This window comes from Paraburkholderia silviterrae (assembly GCF_004353915.1).
GTDB classification, from domain to species: Bacteria; Pseudomonadota; Gammaproteobacteria; order Burkholderiales; family Burkholderiaceae; genus Paraburkholderia; species Paraburkholderia silviterrae.
Genome location: NZ_SMRP01000016.1, coordinates 105,449 through 118,513 on the forward strand (window position 1 = coordinate 105,449; position 13,065 = coordinate 118,513).

The following is a 13,065-nucleotide window of genomic DNA, read 5'->3' on the forward strand; positions in this document are numbered from 1 at the left end:
CCGGCCTGCAAACGGCCGGGGCTTTTTTTTGCACCGCGCAAACGCGCGCGGGGCGGGGCTGGCACGGTTCCAGGGGCCATGTCGCGATGCATAAGTCATTGAACCGAAAGAAACAAGTAAGGTATTATTCGGGCCGCGCAGCGCGACGTCATGTCGCTCCTGGGCCCGCCCTGACGGCTACGAGAGGCGCTTTCGTGATCAAAAAAGATGTCTGCCGAGCAATTTGTTGTATTTCGCCTTAGTGCAGTTTTGAATAAAAACAATGACTTGCGTCAATTTTCGATTCGACCCGTGTTGTTGCGCTGCAAAACTTCCATATTCCGATTACCCTCGTTAACCCTTGAACGTGTGTTGCATTTCGCCTTGTAGCTGACGAATTCATTACAGCCTGTCTGGTCCGATTTCCACCCCACGTCAATCTTTCAAGTTGCTTGCGTACAAGTCCGTGCGCTGACGAAGCTATTCGCTCCGCATTTTTGAGGTCCCGTTGAAATGCAATCCGTTCCATTCCTGAGTCTGGCGATCTGGATTCCCATCCTGTTCGGCGTGGCAGTGCTGCGCGTCGGATCGGATCGTCATCCGCAGCGCGCACGCTGGCTGTCGTTGATCGGCGCCGTCGTTGGCCTGCTGTTGACCTTGCCGCTGATCACTGGTTTTGACAACCACGTCGCCGGCATGCAGTTCGTCGAGTTCCGCAACTGGCTGCCCGACTTCGGTGTGGCCTGGCGTCTCGGGATCGATGGCATTTCGATGTGGCTCGTCGTGCTCACCGCGTTCACCACGCTCGTGATCGTGATTGCCTCGTGGACGTCGATCACGGTGCGCGTCGCCCAGTACTTCGGCGCGTTCCTGATTCTCTCGGGCCTGATGGTCGGCACGTTCGCGGCAACCGACGGCATGCTCTTCTTCGTGTTCTTCGAAGCGACGCTGATTCCGCTGTACCTCTTGATCGGCACGTGGGGCCACGCGCGCCGCAGCTACGCCGCGGTCAAGTTCTTCTTCTTCTCGCTGGCCGGCTCGCTGTTGATGCTGCTGTCGATGCTGTACCTCTACAGCCAGTCGCACACCTTCGACATGTCGGTCTGGCATAACGTCTCGCTCGGCTTCGTTCCGCAGATTCTCGTCTTCATCGGCTTCTTCGCGGCCTTCGCGGTCAAGGTGCCGATGTGGCCGTTCCACACCTGGCTGCCCGACGTCCACCTCGAAGCGCCCACCGGCGCGACCGTGCTGATGGCCATGCTCAAGCTCGGCGGCTACGGCTTCCTGCGCTTCACGCTGCCGATCACGCCTGACGCCGCGCACTTCTTCGCACCGGTCGTCATCACGCTCTCGCTCGTGGCCGTGGTGTACTCGAGCCTGCTCGCGCTCGCGCAGACCGACATGACCAAGCTGCTCGCGTACTCGACGGTCGCCCACATGGGCCTCGTGACGCTGGGCCTGTTCCTCTTCAACCAGATCGGCACCGAAGGCGCGATCGTGCAGATGATCTCGTACGGTTTCGTCTCGGGCGCGTTGCTGCTTTCGGTCGGTGTGCTGTTCGACCGTACGAAGACGCGCACGATCTCGGCCTATGGCGGCGTCGTCAACGTGATGCCGCGCTACGCGACCTTCATGATGCTGTTCTGCATGGCCAACCTCGGCCTGCCGGGCACGTCGGGCTTCGTGGGCGAGTTCATGGTCATCATGGGCGCCATCCGCGTGAACTTCTGGGTCGGCGCGATTGCCGCGACGACCGTCATTCTGAGCGCTGCGTACACCCTGTGGATGTACAAGCGCGTGATCTTTGGCGCTGTGGCGAACAAGAGCGTTGCGAAGCTGGCCGATCTCGGCCGCCGCGAAACGCTGATCTTCGCTTCGCTCGCAGCGCTGGTGCTGGCCGTGGGCCTCTATCCGAAGCCCATGACCGACGCGATCGAGCTCTCGGCGGCGAACCTCGTCACCCAGGCCGGCCGCACCAAGCAACCCGTCGAAGATGCCGCGCAAACGGAACCCGTGCGCGCGGGTACGGAAGCCCGTACCGCGCACTCGCCGACGTAAAGCAAGTAATAGATCAGTAAAGAATGACGGCGCACCTGCGCGCCGCCCCGCCATGAGGCGGCGCGGCGCGCGAGTGCGTCCAGCAGTTTTCGAATATTGAGATTCGAAAAGAGCCGCGGCGGATCGATGTCAAGTGCGGAGTAGGGCACGACGTGCGTGTGTTCCCGAGGCGCGACAAACCTCGCAAACACATGCGACAAAGTGTCTCGATTCCGTTTTGACAAAGGTCATTTTCTGCATTCATTGATTGTCTTCGATCAAAGCGGCTGTATGATTCGGGCGCGCTTCCTTTGTCGCTTGTCAGGGGACGCGTCCGGAACTATTCAATGAATGAATTTCAGGCAAACGTGATGAAAAGAACGACCTTGCAAAGGTTACTGCTTCCCGTCAGTGCCGGATTGGCCATGTGTCTTTCCGGATGCAACTTGGAAGTCCTCGACCCCAAAGGCAGCGTGGGCATGGCGGAAAAGTCGCTGATCGCGACCTCCACCTGGGCCATGCTGATTGTGGTGATCCCTGTGATCGTCCTGACGCTGTGGTTCGCGTACCGCTATCGCGCATCGAACCGCAACGCCACCTACGCGCCGAAATGGTCGCACTCGACGGCCATTGAGATCGTCGTCTGGACTGTCCCGACGCTGATCATTCTGTTCCTCGGCGTGCTCACGTGGAAAACCACGCACGAGCTCGACCCGTACAAGCCGATCGAATCGAACGTCAAGCCGATCAACGTCGAAGTGGTCGCGCTGGACTGGAAGTGGCTCTTCATTTATCCGGACCTCGGCATTGCCACGGTGAACCAGCTGGCGGTGCCGGTCGGTACGCCCGTGAACTTCAGCATTACGTCCGACTCGGTGATGAACTCGTTCTTCATCCCGCAGCTGGGCACCCAGGTCTATGCGATGGCGGGCATGCAGACGCGCCTGCACCTGATCGCGGACGAAGCGGGCGACTACGCGGGCCTCTCGGCGAACTTCAGCGGCAAGGGCTTCTCGGACATGAAGTTCCGCACGATCGCAACGAACCAGCAAGACTTCGACGCGTGGGTCCAGAAGGTCAAGGCGTCCTCGACGTCGCTCTCGATGGATCAGTACGCGACGGTTGCCAAGCCGAGCGAGAAGGCTCCGGTTGAGTACTTCTCGACGGTCGACCCGAAGCTCTTCAACAACATCATTGCGAAGTACAACAACGGCCACGTCACGAACTTCAGTGACCCGTCGTGCGTGACCAAGGGGTAAGCGGGCATGTTCGGAAAACTTACACTGGATGCCATTCCGTATCACGAGCCGATTATTGTCGGCACGATGATCGGCATGGCGCTGATCGGCGCCTTCGTGCTTGGAGGCATCACTTACCTCGGTAAGTGGAAGTATCTTTGGACGGAGTGGCTGACGAGCGTCGACCACAAGCGTCTGGGCGTGATGTACATCGTGCTCGCCCTCATCATGCTCGTGCGCGGCTTTGCCGACGCCATCATGATGCGTACCCAGCTCGCGCTCGCGTACAACGCGCCGGGCTATCTGCCGCCGCACCACTACGACCAGATCTTCACGGCGCACGGCGTGATCATGATTTTCTTCATGGCGATGGCCTTCATGGTCGGCCTGATGAACATCGTGGTGCCGCTGCAGATCGGTGCACGCGACGTCGCGTTCCCGTTCCTGAATTCGCTGTCGTTCTGGATGACCGCGGTCGGCGCAATCCTGCTGATGATCTCGCTCGTCGTGGGTGAGTTCGCGATGACGGGCTGGCTCGCGTATCCGCCGCTTTCGGAGCTTGCATACAGTCCAGGGGTAGGCGTCGACTATTACCTGTGGGCGCTGCAGATCTCGGGTGTCGGCACGCTGCTGACCGGCGTGAACTTCTTCGTCACCATCATCAAGATGCGTGCCCCTGGCATGACGCTGATGAAGATGCCGGTGTTTACGTGGACGGCGCTGTGCACGAACGTGCTGATCATGGCCGCGTTCCCGGTCCTGACCGTCACGCTCGCGCTGCTCGGCCTCGACCGCTACCTGGGCATGCACTTCTTCACGAACGATGGCGGCGGTAACGCCATGCTGTACCTGAACCTGATCTGGGCCTGGGGTCACCCTGAGGTGTACATCCTGATCCTGCCGGCGTTCGGTATCTTCTCGGAAGTCGTTGCGACGTACGCCAAGAAGCCGCTGTTCGGCTACAAGGCAATGGTCTACGCGACCTGCGCGATCATGGTGCTGGCGTTTGTCGTGTGGCTGCACCACTTCTTCACGATGGGCTCGGGCGCCGATGTGAACGCGTTCTTCGGTATCGCGACGATGGTCATCTCGATCCCGACCGGCGTGAAGATCTTCAACTGGCTGTTCACGATCTACCGCGGCCGCCTCGAGTTCAACTCGTCGGTGCTGTGGACGCTCGGCTTCATGGTCACCTTCACCATCGGCGGCATGACCGGCGTGATGATGGCGATCCCGGGCGCGGACTTCGTGCTGCACAACTCGCTGTTCCTGATCGCTCACTTCCACAACGTGATCATCGGCGGCGTGCTGTTCGGCTATCTCGCCGGCATGAACTACTGGTTCCCGAAGGCGTTCGGCTTCAAGCTCAACGAGAAGCTCGGCAAGCGTGCATTCTGGTTCTGGCTCACGGGCTTCTATGTCGCGTTCACGCCGCTGTACGTGCTCGGCTTCATGGGCGCAACCCGCCGTCTGAACCACTACGACAACCCGGCATGGCATCCGTGGATGCTCATCGCCTGGTTTGGCGCCGTGCTCGTGCTGATCGGCATCGTGCATCAGTTCGCACAGCTGTATGTTTCGATCCGCGACCGCAACCTGCCGGAAAACCGCGACCTGACGGGCGATCCGTGGGGCGGCCGTACGCTGGAGTGGGCGATCTCGTCGCCGCCGCCGTCGTATAACTTCGCAGTCATCCCGCACGTGAGCGAGCTCGACGAATTCGCACACCTGAAGGAAACCGGCCGCGAGACCGTGGACGTCGCAAACACGAAGTACACCGACATCCACATGCCCTCGAATACGAGCGCCGGTCTCTTTATCGGCATGTTCAGCCTCGTGCTGGGCTTCGCAGGCATCTGGCACATCTGGTGGCTGGCCATCGCTGGTTTCGTCGGCATTCTCGCGACGGCAATCGGCTACAGCTTCCAGAAGAACGAGGGCTACTACATCCCGGCCGCCAAGGTCCGGGCGGACGAAGAAATGCGCAGCCGCGCACTGGTCAAGGCATTCGCTGACAAGCAACGCCGTGGCAAGGTTGAAGAAGCACTGGAGGCCAACTGATGTTGACGAATACAAGTGCGGCCGCACTCGCGGAGCACGATCACCACGATCACCCGCCGTCACACTCGGTGTTCGGCTTCTGGCTGTACCTGATGACGGACTGTATTCTGTTCGGCTCGCTGTTCGCAGTGTTCGCCGTGATGCAGAACCAGTTCGCAGGCGGCCCGACGGGTAAGGACCTGTTCGACATTCCGGGCGTCGCGATGGAAACGGCAGTGCTGCTGCTGTCGTCCATCACGTACGGCTTCGCGATGATCGGCGCGTACAAGAAGCGTACCGGCCAGGTGCTGTTCTGGCTGGCCGTCACGTTCCTGCTGGGCGCGACCTTCCTGTATTTCGAACTGCATGAATTCGCGCACCTGATCGAAGAAGGCGCGGGTCCGCAACGCAGCGCGTTCCTCTCGTCGTTCTTCACGCTGGTGGCCACCCACGGTCTCCACGTGACGATGGGCATGATCTGGATGGTCGTGCTGATGGTGCAGACCCTCAAGGCGCCGGAAATCGGCGAGCGCGAAATCCGCCGTCTGTCGTGCCTGAGCCTTTTCTGGCACTTCCTGGACATCGTCTGGATCTGCGTGTTCTCTTTTGTTTATCTTGCGAGCGTGATCTAAATGAGTGCTCATTCCATCCACGAAGAAGAAAGCCACGGCAGCCTCGGCGGCTATCTGGCAGGTTTCGTCCTGGCGGTGGTGCTCACGGCCGCTTCGTTCTGGCTCGTGCTGCATGGCGGCTTCTCGCGCGAAACCGCGCTGCTCGGCCTGGCCGCGCTGGCCGTCGTGCAGATCCTCGTGCACCTCGTGTTCTTCCTGCACATGAACACGTCGTCGAGCCAGCGCTGGAACGTGACCGCGTTCACCTATACGGTGCTGACGGTGGCGATCATCGTCGGCGGCACGCTGTGGGTCATGCACAACGTCGGCATGAATATGATGTCGCGTTAATGGCTTGTCGCGCTTGCGTCCGGTGCTTGTGCCGGGCGTAACGATCAGGCAAACGCCGCCAGGGCTTCGGCCCGGCGGCGTTTTTCATTTTGGGCGCGGGATTTCGCTTCGGAAACGCTTCGTTCGGGTGGAGTTTCCGATCGTGGAACGCGTGCGCGGCCGTTTCTCTTCGGAAAGTGTGCGACGGCCGCGCCTTCGCTGCGCAGGTGTCGCTCAGTTGCTGCTCAGTTGCCGAAGCGCTGCCGCACGACTTCTGCGACGGCCTTGCCGAGCTTGTGGTGCTGATCGGCTTCGTAGTGCACGCCGTCGGTGGGGCTGACTCTTACGATTTCCCCGGCATCGAGAAACGCCGAACCGTGTTTCACCGCCACGCGCTCGTAGAGCGGCGCGAGCAGGCGCGACCTGGCTGCGCCGCCCACGAAGATCTCGCCGAGAAAGCCCACTTCGTCGATCGGCGCCGGCGCCATCAGCAGAACGTGCGGCGTCGATCCGCCCGGTCCCGCCCGACATGCGACGAGCGTTTCGAGCAGCACGTCGACCGAATTGGCGATGTCGGTGGGCGTGACGGAAAAACGCGCCTTGAGGTCGTTGGTGCCGAGCATGAGCACGACCACGTCCACGGGCAACTGACTCTCCAGGCACGGGCGCAGGTACGCGAGGCCGTTCTTGTGATGACCCTCGATCGGGTCGTCGTGAACCGTCGTGCGCGCGGGCAGACCTTCCTCTATCACGTGCCACTCGCTGCCGAGCGCGGCGGCCAGCACGCCGGGCCAGCGGTCGGCGGGGCCGAAGCGCGCGAGCACGCCGGGCAGGTTGAGCGGCTTGGTGCCGTGGGTATTGGAATCGCCGTAACAGAGCAGGGTGCGTGACGACATGACAGTCTCTCCGGGTAATGGCACTACGCTAAACGTGAGATTACTAGACGACTGGTCTATTCGGCCTGTAACATGGCAATCCATGAACGCAGCGCCAGCCGTCGAAGTACGGCAACACATCCTCGATACCGCCATGCCCATCCTGCTGGGCAAAGGCTTTTCGGCAGTGGGTCTCAACGAGATCCTCGCGGCCGCCGGCGTCCCCAAGGGGTCGTTCTATCACTATTTCGGCTCGAAGGAGGCGTTCGGCGAAGCATTGCTGACGTCGTATTTCGCCGAGTACGTGGAACGCCTCGAGGCGCAGTTCGGGCGCCAGACGGATACACCGGCCATGCGGCTCATAGGGTACTTCGAGCATTGGCGCACGCTGCAGTGCGCGGACGGTCCCGATGGCAAATGCCTCGCGGTGAAGCTGGGCGCGGAGGTGAGCGACCTCTCGGAGCCAATGCGCGCGGTCCTGCGCCGCGGCACCGACGAGATCGTCGGGCGCATCGCCGCCTGCATCGAGGAAGGTCGGGCCGATGGATCGCTCGCGGGCGCGAGCGACGCCGCCGTGACGGCGGCGGCACTGTACCAACTCTGGCTTGGTGCAACGCTGATGGAAAAGATCCGCCGCGACCGCAGCCCGCTCGACGTTGCAATGGCGACCACGCGGCAATTGTTGAACCTGCCGCCCGGCGATTGATCGAACGCGAATCCAGGCCACGCAGCAACAGGAATGCAGTGAACCGGCGCCCTTGAGCGGGCGCCATGTGTGAAGGGCCGTTTGGTGCGGCAAGTGAATAGACGACCGGTCTAATAGCGTGCGGGAAGCATGCCGTGCCGACCGGTTTCGCGGGGCGCGCGAGCGCCCGGACATCACAGAAAAGAGGAACGCCGATGAAGGTACTGATCGTTTTGACTTCGCACGAAGACCTCGGCAACACGGGCAAGAAGACCGGTTTCTGGCTGGAGGAATTCGCCGCGCCGTACTACGCGTTGCGCGACGCGGGTGCGCAGATTACGCTGGCGTCGCCGAAGGGCGGCCGGCCTCCGCTCGATCCGAAGAGCAGCGATCCCTCGGCCCAGACCGATGCGACGCGCCGCTTCAACGCCGACGCCGCGGCGCGCGCAGAACTTTCCAATACGAAACGTCTCGCCGACGTGGACGCGAGCGCGTTCGACGCCGTGTTCTATCCTGGTGGCCACGGCCCGCTGTGGGATCTCGCGGAAGATCCGGTCTCGATCGCGCTGATCGAGAAGACGATTGCGGCGGGCAAGCCGGTCGCGGCCGTGTGCCATGCACCGGGCGTGCTGCGTCACGTGAAGGGCGCGGACGGCCGGCCGCTGGTGGCGGGCAAGGCGGTCACCGGCTTTTCGAACAGCGAAGAAGCCGCCGTGCAGCTGACCGACGTGGTGCCGTTCCTCGTCGAGGACATGCTGAAGGAAAGCGGCGGCAAGTACACGAAAGCCGCGGACTGGGCGCCGCACTTCGCGACCGACGGGCTGCTCATCACCGGGCAGAACCCGGCTTCGTCGGAACCTGTAGCCGAGGCGCTGCTCGCGGCGCTGCGCAGCAAGTGAGCGCAGACGCTCTGCCGTCTGCGATCGATTGCTGGCGCGGCCCGTTGAGTCTCGAGTCTTTCGGCCGGACGCTCCGCGCGCGTGTCGCGTCCGGTTGCTTTGCTTTGCCGTTTCTCCAGTTTTGAACCGCCGGTCCCAGGCTGAAGGCGGCGAGGCAATCGCTGCCTCCATCCGCTCCCGATCTTCATTTCCTCCCGGCAACGCCAGCTGCGGCGCGCCCGGCGGCTTGCGTCCATCGCAACCATCACGAGACCTCAGTCGGCCACTCAGGCGGCCACTCTGGTCGACACAGGAGAGCAGTAGATGTCTGCATTGTTCGAACCGTTCAAGCTCCAGGGCGTGTCCCTGCGCAACCGCATTGCCGTGCCGCCGATGTGTCAGTACATGGCCGTCGACGGCAGGGTCAACGACTGGCATCACGCCCACTACACGCAAATCGCGCGTGGCGGCGCGGGCCTCGTGATTGTCGAAGCCACGGCGGTTTCGCCGGAAGGCCGCATCACGCCGGGCTGCACGGGCATCTGGAACGACGAGCAGGCCAAGGCCTTTGCGCCGATAGTCGCCGCGATCAAGGCGGCCGGCGCGGTGCCGGGCATCCAGATCGCGCACGCGGGCCGCAAGGCGAGCGCGAACCGCCCATGGGAGGGTGACGACCATATCGCCGAAGGCGATGAGCGCGGCTGGCAGACGATCGCGCCGTCCCCGATCGAGTTCGGCGCGCATCTGCCGAAAGTCCCGCGCGCGATGACGCTCGACGATATTGCGCGCGTGCGCGAGGACTTCGTCGCGGCGGCGAAGCGGGCGCTCGACGCCGGTTTCGAATGGCTCGAGCTGCACTTCGCGCATGGCTATCTGGGCCAGAGTTTCTTTTCGGAACATTCGAACCAGCGCACCGACGCCTATGGCGGCAACCTCGAAAACCGCAGCCGTTTCCTTCTGGAAACGCTGGCTGCCGTGCGCAAGGTCTGGCCGGAGCACCTGCCGTTGACTGCGCGCTTTGGCGTCATCGAATACGATGGTCGCGACGAGCAGACGCTTGCCGAGTCGATCGAGCTGGCCAAGGGCTTCAAGCGCGAAGGGCTCGACATGCTGAGCGTGAGCGTGGGTTTCACCACGCCGACCGCGCAGATTCCCTGGGCGCCGGCCTTCCTCGCGCCGATCGCGCAAAAGGTGCGCCGCGCCGTGGGTCTGCCGGTGTCGTCGGCATGGGGTATCGGCACGCCGGAGTTGGCCGAGCGCTCTGTGGCCTCGGAGCAACTGGACCTCGTGATGGTCGGCCGCGCGCATCTTGCGAACCCGCATTGGCCGTACTTTGCCGCACAAGCGTTGAAGGTCGAGCGCGCGGCATGGACGCTGCCCACACCGTACGCGCATTGGCTCGAACGCTATAAGGTGAGTTAAGCAGGGCGATGGGCAATATTGCCCATCGGCAATTTCGTTGACGATAAGGAAATATCGATGAGCATCTATCTCTTTGCGAGCATCACGCCGAAGCCCGAACACGTTGCCGAACTGGAGGCGGAACTGCGTCACATGGTGGTGCAGACGCGCAATGAAGCGGGCAATCGCCGTTATGACCTGCTACGTCGCGCAGATGGCGCACCGGGTTTTTATATCTACGAAACCTATGTGGACGAAGCGGCGGTGCAAGCGCATCGTGAGAGCGCGCATTACGTGGCGTTTCGCGGCAAGATTGGCGACTGGCTGGCCGAACCGGTCGACGTCAAGGTGTTGAAGGGTGTGGATATCGCGGCGTGAAGCCGCGAATTCGGCCGCATGCCTGAGCGCATTCGAAGCAAGCCGCCGGGCGTTGCGATGCCCGGCGCATGATTCGCTTTACGCCAATGCGCGCGTCCCAGCAGGGTATTAAGCCGTAGTCCAGAATAAATTTCAGGGCTCGCTGGTCGACGTCGTGAATATTTCTTCGATCCGCCAATGCGGCCAATTAAAATCGGGCTGTCGCTCCCAGACTGGCTCATCCGAATGCAGATCGAAGACCTTTTTCAGCGTGCTCACGAACGGCATCTCGCAGGCGATCTTGCGTCTGCGCGCGAAACTTACAGTCGTATTGTCGATCTGGATCCGTCACACAGCGACGCGGTATTCCGGCTTGGCGTAGTCGACGTTCAGGAGGGGCGCTATCAGGAAGCCATCGCGTGGCTTACGCGCGCCTTCGATCTCAAACCTGGCGATCGACGGTATCGCGAGGCATTGGGGCAGGCCTTCGCGCTCGCACATCGTTACGAAGAAGCCACCTCGATTTATCGCGGGTTGCTCGATGAGGATGACGCGGATCCCGACCTATGGTTCGGGCTAGGCAGCGCGCTGCAGGCACAGGGCGCGCTGCATGAAGCGGCGTCGGCGTGGGAAGCGGTTTCGCAACGCGATCCACGCCGGGCCGACGCACTCAATAATCTCGGCAACTGCTGCCGTTTGCGCAACGAGCCCGCGTTGGCGCAGTCCGCGTACGAGCGCGCGCTGGCGGCGCAACCCGGCAACGCGGACGCGCTCACGAACCTCGGCACGCTGCTGCAGGCGCAAGGCCGGCACGAGCAGGCGCAGGGGTTGCTGCGCGAGGCGGTGGCTGCGGCACCCGGGTCGCCGGCCGCGCTCGTGAATCTCGGCGCGGTGTTGATCGAGTGCGAGAATCCGCAGGAGGCCGCAGACGTGCTCGCGCGTGCGGTGGCGATCGCGCCGGCCTTCGCGCCGGCGGCCTTCAATTACGGCAACGCGCTGCATGCGCTAGGCCATGGCCGCGAGGCGCAGACGCAGTATCGGCGAGTGCTCGAGATCGAGCCCGGGCATGCCGAAGCGGCGAACAATCTCGGCAACGTGTGTCGCGAGCTGGGCGAGCACAAGGCGGCAATGGAGGCGTTCGAAACGGCCATTCAGGCGCGGCCCGATTTCGTCGACGCCTATAACAATGCGGCCAACCTGTTGCGCGCGCTCGGCCGCCAGGATGCAGCGTGCGTCTTGCTGCGCAAGGCACTGGCGCTCGCACCCACGCACTCGGCCACGCTGAACAACCTCGGCAACGTGCTCAAGGACCGCGGCGAGCTAGAGGACGGCATCGTGTGCCTGCGTCAGGCGCTGGCGAGCGATCCCGGCAACCTGACCGCGCATAGCAATTTGCTCTATGCACTTTCGTTCCAGTCGTCCGATGCCGCGGCGATTCTTGCCGAAGCGCGCCGCTGGGCCGCGCAGCACGAAATGCCACTGCGCGCGTCTCGCGTTGCGCAGGCTCCGGTGCGCGCTTCAGGGCGGCGCCTGAGAATCGGTTATGTATCGGCGGATTTTCGTGAGCATTGCCAGGCATTTTTCATGATGCCGCTATTGTCGAACCACGACAGGACGCGCTTCGAGATCCACGCGTATTCGAGCGTCGTGCGTCCCGACACCATTACCACGCGCCTCGCTACGCACGTGGACGTCTGGCACGACGTGCGCCCGCTCGGCGATGCCGCGCTGGCCGAGAAAATCCGCGCGGACGGCATCGATATTCTCGTCGATCTGGCGATGCACATGGCCGATGGCCGGCCTTTGCTGTTTGCGCGTCAGGCAGCACCGGTGCAGGTCGCGTGGCTCGCCTATCCGGGCACGACCGGCCTCGACGCCATGAATTACCGCCTGACCGATCCATATCTCGACCCGTCCTCGCATGACAGTCAGTACAGCGAACGTTCAATCCGCCTGCCTGACACGTTCTGGTGCTATGACCCTCTCGCGGTGGAGCCGGCCGTCAACGGGCTGCCGGCCGAGAGCGCCGGCTATGTGACGCTAGGCAGCCTGAATAACCCGTGCAAGCTGACTGACGCTACGCTCGATCTCTGGGCTGCGGTCTTCGCGGCGCTGCCCGATGCGCGATTGCTGCTGATGGCGCCGCAAGGCGATGCGCGCGAGCGTCTCGCGGCACGGTTGGCGCGCCACGGCATTGATCGCGCACGTGTGCGCTTCGCGGCGTTTCAGCCGCGCGACGCCTATTTGCGCACGTATCATGAGATCGATCTCGCGCTGGACACGTTGCCGTACAACGGTCACACCACGAGCCTCGACGCGATGTGGATGGGCGTGCCGGTGGTCACGCGCGTGGGTGCGACGTGCGCGGGGCGCGCTGGCTTGTCTCAGTTGGCGAATCTCGGGCTCGACGAGCTCGCCGCGTTTTCCGACGACGCATTCGTGCGAACCGTTGTTGAACTGTCGAACGATCTGCCACGGCTGGCCGGTCTGCGCGCTTCATTGCGCGCGCGCATGGAGGCGTCGCCGCTCATGGACGGCGTACGTTTCGCGAGGGGCATGGAGGCCGCTTACGAAACGATGTGGCGCGAGCAAAGGGGAGCGGTGACCGACGCGCCAGAAAGCGCGTCGTGAAAT

11 protein-coding genes are annotated in these 13,065 nt (G+C 62.7%); 10 read left to right on the plus strand and 1 reads right to left on the minus strand.

Annotation, left to right across the window (positions count from 1 at the left end; all coding sequences use genetic code 11):
• Positions 1-492: 492 nt before the first annotated feature.
• The 5 genes from EYW47_RS26505 (at position 493) to cyoD (ending at position 6,256) form a co-directional block, all read left to right on the plus strand.
• On the plus strand, positions 493-2,037 hold the full coding sequence (locus EYW47_RS26505) for an NADH-quinone oxidoreductase subunit M (protein ID WP_133197806.1): 1,545 nt from the start codon (positions 493-495) through the stop codon (positions 2,035-2,037).
• A 350-nt stretch (positions 2,038-2,387) separates the two neighbouring features.
• Positions 2,388-3,275: a ubiquinol oxidase subunit II gene (gene cyoA / locus EYW47_RS26510; protein ID WP_043285347.1), complete on the plus strand. Its 888-nt coding sequence runs from the start codon at positions 2,388-2,390 to the stop codon at positions 3,273-3,275.
• 6 nt (positions 3,276-3,281) lie between these two features.
• Complete coding sequence (gene cyoB, locus EYW47_RS26515; protein ID WP_133197807.1) at positions 3,282-5,315, plus strand: cytochrome o ubiquinol oxidase subunit I; 2,034 nt, start codon at positions 3,282-3,284, stop codon at positions 5,313-5,315.
• Positions 5,315-5,926, plus strand: a complete 612-nt coding sequence (gene cyoC, locus EYW47_RS26520; protein WP_133197808.1) for a cytochrome o ubiquinol oxidase subunit III — start codon at positions 5,315-5,317, stop codon at positions 5,924-5,926. Before cyoB ends, cyoC begins: the two co-directional genes overlap by 1 nt.
• Positions 5,927-6,256 carry a cytochrome o ubiquinol oxidase subunit IV gene (gene cyoD / locus EYW47_RS26525; protein WP_028218809.1) on the plus strand — a complete coding sequence of 110 codons (330 nt, stop codon included), beginning with the start codon at positions 5,927-5,929 and terminating at the stop codon, positions 6,254-6,256.
• 224 nt (positions 6,257-6,480) lie between these two features.
• Here the strand turns inward: cyoD and EYW47_RS26530 are convergent, their stop codons facing one another.
• Positions 6,481-7,131, minus strand: a complete 651-nt coding sequence (locus EYW47_RS26530) for an SGNH/GDSL hydrolase family protein (protein ID WP_133197809.1) — start codon at positions 7,129-7,131, stop codon at positions 6,481-6,483.
• A gap of 82 nt (positions 7,132-7,213) precedes the next feature.
• Between EYW47_RS26530 and EYW47_RS26535 the strand changes: the two genes are divergently transcribed.
• The 5 genes from EYW47_RS26535 to EYW47_RS26555 all read left to right on the plus strand — a co-directional run bounded on the left by EYW47_RS26535 (position 7,214) and on the right by EYW47_RS26555 (position 13,062).
• On the plus strand, positions 7,214-7,816 hold the full coding sequence (locus EYW47_RS26535; protein WP_133197810.1) for a TetR/AcrR family transcriptional regulator: 603 nt from the start codon (positions 7,214-7,216) through the stop codon (positions 7,814-7,816).
• Between the two features lie 194 nt (positions 7,817-8,010).
• Positions 8,011-8,694 (plus strand): type 1 glutamine amidotransferase domain-containing protein, encoded by a 684-nt coding sequence (locus EYW47_RS26540; RefSeq protein WP_133197811.1) that lies wholly within the window; start codon positions 8,011-8,013, stop codon positions 8,692-8,694.
• Positions 8,695-8,997: 303 nt separating this feature from the next.
• Positions 8,998-10,095: an NADH:flavin oxidoreductase/NADH oxidase gene (locus tag EYW47_RS26545; RefSeq protein ID WP_133197812.1), complete on the plus strand. Its 1,098-nt coding sequence runs from the start codon at positions 8,998-9,000 to the stop codon at positions 10,093-10,095.
• 57 nt (positions 10,096-10,152) lie between these two features.
• Complete coding sequence (locus EYW47_RS26550) at positions 10,153-10,452, plus strand: putative quinol monooxygenase (protein ID WP_133197813.1); 300 nt, start codon at positions 10,153-10,155, stop codon at positions 10,450-10,452.
• A gap of 225 nt (positions 10,453-10,677) precedes the next feature.
• The gene (locus EYW47_RS26555; protein ID WP_133197814.1) at positions 10,678-13,062 is read left to right on the plus strand and encodes a tetratricopeptide repeat protein; all 2,385 of its coding nucleotides are present in this window, start codon (positions 10,678-10,680) and stop codon (positions 13,060-13,062) included.
• Positions 13,063-13,065 lie beyond the last annotated feature (3 nt).

Bases quoted from the DNA above. Each gene is read 5' to 3' on its own strand.
- EYW47_RS26505 (WP_133197806.1), top strand. From the start codon at position 493: ATGCAATCCGTTCCATTCCTGAGTCTGGCGATCTGGATTCCCATCCTG.
- cyoA (WP_043285347.1), top strand. From the start codon at position 2,388: ATGAAAAGAACGACCTTGCAAAGGTTACTGCTTCCCGTCAGTGCCGGA.
- cyoB (WP_133197807.1), top strand. From the start codon at position 3,282: ATGTTCGGAAAACTTACACTGGATGCCATTCCGTATCACGAGCCGATT.
- cyoC (WP_133197808.1), top strand. From the start codon at position 5,315: ATGTTGACGAATACAAGTGCGGCCGCACTCGCGGAGCACGATCACCAC.
- cyoD (WP_028218809.1), top strand. From the start codon at position 5,927: ATGAGTGCTCATTCCATCCACGAAGAAGAAAGCCACGGCAGCCTCGGC.
- EYW47_RS26530 (WP_133197809.1), bottom strand. From the start codon at position 7,131: ATGTCGTCACGCACCCTGCTCTGTTACGGCGATTCCAATACCCACGGC.
- EYW47_RS26535 (WP_133197810.1), top strand. From the start codon at position 7,214: ATGAACGCAGCGCCAGCCGTCGAAGTACGGCAACACATCCTCGATACC.
- EYW47_RS26540 (WP_133197811.1), top strand. From the start codon at position 8,011: ATGAAGGTACTGATCGTTTTGACTTCGCACGAAGACCTCGGCAACACG.
- EYW47_RS26545 (WP_133197812.1), top strand. From the start codon at position 8,998: ATGTCTGCATTGTTCGAACCGTTCAAGCTCCAGGGCGTGTCCCTGCGC.
- EYW47_RS26550 (WP_133197813.1), top strand. From the start codon at position 10,153: ATGAGCATCTATCTCTTTGCGAGCATCACGCCGAAGCCCGAACACGTT.
- EYW47_RS26555 (WP_133197814.1), top strand. From the start codon at position 10,678: ATGCAGATCGAAGACCTTTTTCAGCGTGCTCACGAACGGCATCTCGCA.